Below are 6,513 nucleotides of genomic sequence, written 5' to 3' on the forward strand. Positions count from 1 at the left end.
CGCATGCGCGCCGGCACGGCTTCGCGCAGGTCGAGGCGTTCGCGGCCGAGCGGGCGGCGCGCTTCTATCTGGCGCGCCGCGAGGAGGTGCCCGCGCGCGCCTATCTGCGGCACGCGCGCGGCGCGTGGCAGCGCTGGGGCGCGGTGGCCAAGGTGCGGCAGTTGCAGGCCGCGCATGCCGAGGCATTCGAATCCGATTCGCGCGCGTCGGCCGCCAGCCGTCTGCAGGAACTCGACGTGCAGGCCGTGCTGCGGATCTCCAACGCGCTGGCGCGCGACATCGTGCCGGCGCGGCTGGTCGATACCGTGCTGCGCACCGCGCTCGAAAATTCCGGCGCGGGCTACGGCGTGCTGGCGCTGCGGCGCGACGACGGCTGGCGCGTCCCGGCGCAGGCCTACGTGCGCGACGGCGAGGTCAGCGTCGTGCAGGAGCCGGCCGGCTTCACGCCCGACGTGCTGCCCGTGTCGCTGGTGCAGGCCGTGGCGCGCAAGCAGGATGGCCTCGTGATCGACGACCTGCGCGATGCGCCGGCCTTCGCCGAGGACGACTACGTGCGCCGCTACCGGCCGCGCTCGGTGCTGTGCGTGCCGCTGATGCGCTACGCCACGCTGGTGGGCGTGCTGTATCTGGAGAACAAGCTGGCGTCGAAGGTGTTCACGGCGGCCAAGGCGGCCGTGATCGAGGTGATCGCCGGGCAGGCCGCGTTCGCGCTCGAGAACGCGCGGCTCTACGAAGCGCTCGGCGAGCAGTACGATCAGCGCGCCCGCGCCGAGGAGCAATTGCGCAACGCGCTGGCCGAACTCGGCCGCGCGAGCCGGCTCAAGGCGATGGGCGAGCTGGTGGCGTCGATCGTGCACGAGGTCGGGCAGCCGATCGCGGCGGTCGACACGTCGGCCAGCGCCGCGCTGCGCTGGCTGAACCGCACGCCGCCCGACATCGACGAGACGCGCGAGATGCTCCGCTACATCAGCATGAGCGCGACCCGCGCCAAGACCATCATCGAGGCGCTGCGGGCCAAGGCGCGCAAGGCCGAGCCGCAATTCTCGACGCTCGATCTGTGCGATGCGCTGCGCGAGGCCGCCGCGCTCGTGGCGGGGCAGCTCGACACGCTGGAGGTGGCGCTCGAGCTGCGCGGCTTCGATCGGCCGGTGCAGGTGCACGGCGACCGGATCCAGTTGCAGCAGGTGGTCATCAACCTGTTGATGAACGGCGCCGAGGCGATGGCCGCGCTGGACGCCCGGCCGCGTCCGCTGGCGCTGGCGTGCACGGCCGACGAGGCCGGCTGGGCGCGCGTGAGCGTGCTCGATAGCGGCAGCGGCATCGATCCCGAGGTGGCCGACCGGCTGCTCGAACCGTTGTTTACGACCAAGGAGACCGGCATGGGCATGGGGCTCGCGATTTCGCATTCGATCGTCGAGGCGCATGGCGGCACGCTGACGCTGGCGCGGCGCGACCCCGACGCCGGCACGCACGCGAGCTTCGTGTTGCCGCTGCAACGGCCCTGAGCCGGGCCGCGTGCGCCGGTTCCCGCCGCACGCGCCGATGTCCATTTTTGGGCCGCGCTCCGGCGCGGCCGCTTCACCGAACCACACTGACGCGACGATGCCACCTTCCCGCTCCCCCGATGCCGCTTCCCGACCCGACGCCCGGGTCGTCCATATCGTCGACGACGACGAGCTCGTGCGCGGTTCCCTGTCGGGGCTGCTGCGCTCGATCGACCTGGAGGTGCGCGCGTTCGCCTCGATCGAGGCGTTCGTCGCGGCGCCGCGCCACGACGGGCCGGCCTGCCTCGTGCTCGACGTGCGCCTGAAAGGGCAGAGCGGGCTGGCGTTCCAGCGCACGCTGCTCGACGACGGCGCGCCGCACATGCCGATCATCTTCATGACGGCGTATGGCGACATCCCGATGACGGTCAAGGCGATGAAGGCCGGCGCGGTGGATTTCCTGGCCAAGCCGTATCGCGATCAGGACATGATCGACGCCGTGATCGCCGCGCTCGAGCGCGACGCGGCGCGGCTCGCGTCCGATCTTGCGCTCGGCGAGACGCGCAGTTGCTGGGCCTCGTTGACGCCGCGCGAGCGCGAGGTGCTTCAGCACGTGGCCGACGGCCTCATGAACAAGCAGATCGCGGCCAGCATGGGGATCGCCGAGATCACGGCCAAGATCCATCGCGGGCAGGCGATGCGCAAGATGAACTCGCGCTCGGTGGCCGAACTGGTGCGCAAGATGGAGGCGCTCGGCATCGAGCGGCTGCCCGCGCGCTGACGCCCGAGCCTTGCCGGGCGGGCGATTCGGCGGGCCCGAGCGCGACCCTATACTTCGATATGATGGCGGCCCCGCGCGCGGCCCGCTATTCTGGGCTCCCGGACGACGGTCTGCCTGACCGGCTCGTTCACCGGGGTTTTGAGCGAGAGTCCTTTTGTCCGTAGCCGCCCACCAGCTCGTATCCATCGTCGACGACGATCCGTTCGTGCGCGCCGCCACCAGCAGCCTGGTGCGCTCGTTCGGCTGGCAGGCGCGCGTGTTCGACAACGCGGACGCGTTTCTCGCCTCGGCGGCGCTGGCCGACACGGCCTGCCTCGTCTGCGACATCCAGATGCCCGGCCTCGACGGCATCGATCTGCTCGCGCGGCTGGCCGCGCGCGGCATGGATATTCCCACCGTCTTCATCACCGCGTTCGCCTCCGGCCGCACGCTGGAGCGCGCCCAGGCGAGCCGCGCGCTGTGCCTGATCGAGAAGCCGATCGATGCTTCGGAGCTCGAGGCATGGATCGGCCGTGCGCTCGGCCAGCCGCCCGTTTCGAACTGAATCGGGCCGAACCTGAACGCCCGCCATGCCGGGATAAACCTTGGTAGGGGGTAAGCGCCCTGACGTCTGATAGCGCGCCACCCGGCGCGCATGGTGTCATGCATTCCGTGCCAAAGACTCCATCGAGACGGGAGAATCGGAATGAACAGAACCCTGACGCTGTTGCGCCTCAATGCCACCGAAGTGCTGGCGCGTCCGCGCGCGCTGGTCGCGACGCCGCTGGTGCGATGGCGCGCGCGGCTGCGCTCCGCGGGCGGGCGCGGACACCGCTACGCCGCGCTGCTGCGGATCGCCTTCATGCTGGCCACGCTCGCGCTCAACGCCATCTCGGCGATCGCCATGCATCGCCCGCTCGCGCATCTGCTGATGATGGCGGTGGTGATCGTGCCGGGCACCGGCTTCGCGCTGATCGCGGCGGCCAGCTTCGCACGGTTGCGCGCGCAACGCCGCCGTGTGATGCGGCTCGCGGCGCGCATCGATGCGCACGCCCGCGACGGCGCGCGCGGCGCATTGCTTGCCGACGGCATGCCCGCGCTCGACCGCCTGATCGGTGCGATCAACGGCGCCAGCGCGCAGTTCGCCGAGCGCGAGGCGGAAATGCTGGTGGTGCAGGCGGCCTACGCGCACGATCTGCGCACGCCGTTGACGCGGCTCGGCCTGCGCGGCGAGATGCTCGACGACGCGGCGCTGCGCGAGGCGGTGGCGGCCGACGTGGCCGAGATGAACGAACTGGTGGAGGCGAGCCTGGCCTGCGCGCGCACGCAATCGGTGGGCCTCGAATCGCCGCGCCGCATCGATGCGGATCGCATGCTCGCCGCGCTGATCGGCACTTATCGCGACGCGGGGCGCGTGGTGGAACTCGACGGGCAAGTCGGCCGGCCGATCGTGTCGTGCCCGCATGCGTTGCGGCGCGTGCTGATGAACCTGATCGACAACGCGCTGCGCTACGGCTCGGACGTGCGGCTCAGCGTGCGCGTGGAAGCGCGGCAACTCGTGCTGGCCGTGCTCGATTCGGGGCCGGGCATCGCGCCGTCGCAACTCGCGGCCGTGTTCGAACCGTGGTATCGCGCGCCGGAATCGGCGGGCAAGGCGAAAGGCTCGGGGCTGGGGCTGGCGATCGCGCGGCGGCTCGTGCGGGCCATGCGCGGCGATCTGCAATTGCACAATCGTTGCAGCGGCGGGCTGGAGGCGCGGCTGATCCTGCCGCTGATGCTGGGATGAGCGACGATGCGGCGCCGCCGGGTGTCGGGCAGGCCGCCGCATCGCGTGACGCACTGCGAAGCAAACCGGCGTGTTGCGGGCCGGCCCCGTCAATGATGCGCATAGACCGAGGCCGTATCGTGCCAGGCCATGCGCGCGCCCGACTCGGAGCTGGCGCGGCCTTCCGTGCCGTACGAGGCGGCGGCCATCGATTGCGCCGCTTCGGCATGCAGCGTCTGGGCGCTCTGGCCGCGTTGCGACGCGGGCGCGCCGGCCAGCGGATCGTAGTGCGGCGCCGGGCCGTAACCGCTGGCGAATGCGGTCGATGCCGCGGCGAGCGAGGCGACGGCAAGGGCCGCCGCAAACCAGGTTCTGATCATGATGCGATTCCTCGAGTTGTCCTGATTGTCCTGACGAGACGGCGGAGCGCGCGGCGGCGCGCTCCGGTACGACGCTCAACTGCCGCGGTAGAGGCTGCGCAGCGCGGCGATCTGGCCGTTCTGCTGGGCTTCGACCAGTTGACGGCGCACGTCGGCGCGGGTCAGCGGCGCGTTGATGGCGCGCGAGACCTGCTCTTCGGCACTGGCTTGCGCCGGCGCCGATTGGGCCGGTGCGGCGGCGAAGGCGCTCGATGCGGCGGCGAGCGAGGCGGCGAGGGCGAACGAGACGGCGAGCTTCGAGACTTGCATGGTGTTTCTCCTGGATCGATGAACGAGCGTGGGCGATGCGGGGCTGGCGGGCGAGGCGATCAGCCGCCGCGATAGAGGTCTTGCAGCGCGGCGAGCTGGCCGTCGTGTTCGGCCTCGATCAGTTGCTGGCGCACCTCGGCGCGGGTCAGCGGCGCGTTCATGGCCTGCGCGACCTGGGCGGCGGTGCAGCCCTGGGCCGGCGCCGATTGAGCCGGTGCGGCGGCGAACGCGCTCGATGCGGCGGCGAGCGAGGCGACGAGGGCGAACGAGACGGCGAGCTTCGAGACTTGCATGAGGTTTCTCCTGAAACGTGAGTGAGGGTTCTGCGGCTTGGTTACTGCGTTCATCCGGCGGCGCGTTGCGTGTGCTGCCGGCGTGAAAGCATTACAACCGGCCGATGTATCGGGTGTATTTCCCCGAACCGGCTTGTTGCATGCGCATGTATCGGTTGCTCGGGCGGACACGTTGCGAAACAGATCGGCTGCCGGGCGGGGTGTCGTCGCGTGGGTCGGACGACGATGGCGGGCGTTGCCGAATGGATTCGCCCCGAGCCGCGCGTGACGCGATTCGGGGCGATGGGCGGAGCGGGCCTGCGATGCGCCCGTGCGATCAGCCGAACGTGAAACTGAAGGCCTGCGCGCCCGGCTCGAGAAACTCGATCGCGAACGTGCGGTCGCGCACCGGCCCGCGCTGGCGCACCAGTTGATACAGCCGCGCGGCATCCACGACGCCGCTGCCGTCGGCGTGGAGGTCGGCGCCATGCGCGTCGCCGGGCGGCGCGCCGTCGATGCTGACGCGAATGCGCACCGGCTTGCCGTCGGCGCCCGGTGCGAGCACGAGGTGCAGGTCGCGCGCGTGGAAGCGATAGACGATGCGCGCGCCCGGCGCCGCGGCCACCGCCGCTTCGGCGCCTACCCGCCACGCACCGTCGAAGCCCCAGGTGTTCAGCGCCGGTTGCGCGGGGGCGCTGTAGCGCGCGTCGCGATCGGGCCGCACCGGTTCGGGCGAGGCGAAGCCCTGCGCCTGCCGGTAGCCCACGTAGGTCTCGCCCGAGCCGATGTCGCCGGTATCGGCGGGTGCCAGCGCGCCGCTGCCCGGCGCGGCGCGATTGGCGTCGGGCGCGGCCGGCATCGTGCGGCCGCTGTCGGCCAGCAACTGCCGGATCACGCGATCGGCCTCGTCGTAGCCGCCCTCGCCGAAGTGGTGATAGCGGATCCGCCCGTTCGCGTCGGCGATGTAGAAGGCCGGCCAGTACTGGTTGTCGAAGGCTTGCCAGACGCGGTATGCGTTATCGGTCGCGACCGGGTAACGAATGCCGAGATCCTTCAGCGCGCGCTGCACGTTGCCCGCGTCGCGCTCGAACCCGAACTCGGGCGTATGCACGCCGATCACCGCCAGCCCGTCCTTGCGGTAGTGCGCATCCCATTGCTTCAGATAGGGCAGCGTGCGCAGGCAATTGATGCACGAGTAGGTCCAGAAGTTGACGACCACGACCTTGCCGCGCAGCGCGTCGCGCGTGAGCGGCGGCGAATCGAGCCAGGCTGTTGCGCCGTCGAGCGCGGGCAGTTCGCCTTCGTCGGGCAGGCGCAGCGGTTCGGCGGCGTGCGAGGCGGACGGCGTGCGGTCGGCATGGGCGGGTGCGAGCAGGCCGGCGAGGCGCGTCTCGATCCGGTTGGCCGGCGTGGAAGGCAGTTGCGCGAGCGCCTGCGTGTCGACGCCGAGCGCAATCGCGCCGCTGGCGATCAGCACCGCGGCGCCGGCGATGCGGCGCAGGCGTTCGCTCATGCCCGCGCGTTGCCGGAGCGCATGCAGCGC

8 protein-coding genes are annotated in these 6,513 nt (G+C 71.2%); 4 read left to right on the forward strand and 4 right to left on the reverse strand.

The window, feature by feature from the left end; genetic code table 11:
- From G3N92_RS29345 to G3N92_RS29360, 4 genes are all read left to right on the forward strand, one after another.
- On the forward strand, positions 1-1,505 hold a 1,505-nt coding region (locus G3N92_RS29345; protein ID WP_206131076.1), incomplete at its 5' end, for an ATP-binding protein.
- A gap of 97 nt (positions 1,506-1,602) precedes the next feature.
- A complete protein-coding gene (locus G3N92_RS29350; RefSeq protein ID WP_206131077.1) occupies positions 1,603-2,265 on the forward strand; it encodes a response regulator in 663 nt (220 codons plus the stop codon).
- Positions 2,266-2,419: 154 nt separating this feature from the next.
- Positions 2,420-2,809 carry a response regulator gene (locus G3N92_RS29355; RefSeq protein ID WP_206131078.1) on the forward strand — a complete coding sequence of 130 codons (390 nt, stop codon included), beginning with the start codon at positions 2,420-2,422 and terminating at the stop codon, positions 2,807-2,809.
- Positions 2,810-2,950: 141 nt separating this feature from the next.
- Positions 2,951-4,030, forward strand: a complete 1,080-nt coding sequence (locus G3N92_RS29360; RefSeq protein ID WP_206131079.1) for an ATP-binding protein — start codon at positions 2,951-2,953, stop codon at positions 4,028-4,030.
- 89 nt (positions 4,031-4,119) lie between these two features.
- Here G3N92_RS29360 and G3N92_RS29365 read toward each other — a convergent pair whose 3' ends face one another.
- The 4 genes from G3N92_RS29365 to G3N92_RS29380 all read right to left on the reverse strand — a co-directional run.
- Positions 4,120-4,389, reverse strand: a complete 270-nt coding sequence (locus G3N92_RS29365) for a hypothetical protein (protein ID WP_206131080.1) — start codon at positions 4,387-4,389, stop codon at positions 4,120-4,122.
- Between the two features lie 75 nt (positions 4,390-4,464).
- Positions 4,465-4,698, reverse strand: coding sequence for a DUF4148 domain-containing protein (locus G3N92_RS29370; RefSeq protein ID WP_206131081.1), 234 nt, complete (start codon positions 4,696-4,698; stop codon positions 4,465-4,467).
- A 59-nt stretch (positions 4,699-4,757) separates the two neighbouring features.
- On the reverse strand, positions 4,758-4,991 hold the full coding sequence (locus G3N92_RS29375) for a DUF4148 domain-containing protein (RefSeq protein WP_206131082.1): 234 nt from the start codon (positions 4,989-4,991) through the stop codon (positions 4,758-4,760).
- Positions 4,992-5,307: 316 nt separating this feature from the next.
- A partial coding sequence (locus G3N92_RS29380; protein ID WP_206131083.1) for a thioredoxin family protein occupies positions 5,308-6,513 on the reverse strand: 1,206 nt, incomplete at its 5' end.

Source organism: Burkholderia sp. Ac-20379, from assembly GCF_017104645.1.
GTDB lineage: Bacteria > Pseudomonadota > Gammaproteobacteria > Burkholderiales > Burkholderiaceae > Burkholderia.

What these genes read in the sequence shown, in the direction of transcription:
- G3N92_RS29360 (WP_206131079.1), top strand. Translation starts at nt 2,951, where the DNA reads ATGAACAGAACCCTGACGCTGTTGCGCCTCAATGCCACCGAAGTGCTG.
- G3N92_RS29375 (WP_206131082.1), bottom strand. Translation starts at nt 4,991, where the DNA reads ATGCAAGTCTCGAAGCTCGCCGTCTCGTTCGCCCTCGTCGCCTCGCTC.
- G3N92_RS29350 (WP_206131077.1), top strand. Translation starts at nt 1,603, where the DNA reads ATGCCACCTTCCCGCTCCCCCGATGCCGCTTCCCGACCCGACGCCCGG.
- G3N92_RS29365 (WP_206131080.1), bottom strand. Translation starts at nt 4,389, where the DNA reads ATGATCAGAACCTGGTTTGCGGCGGCCCTTGCCGTCGCCTCGCTCGCC.
- G3N92_RS29370 (WP_206131081.1), bottom strand. Translation starts at nt 4,698, where the DNA reads ATGCAAGTCTCGAAGCTCGCCGTCTCGTTCGCCCTCGCCGCCTCGCTC.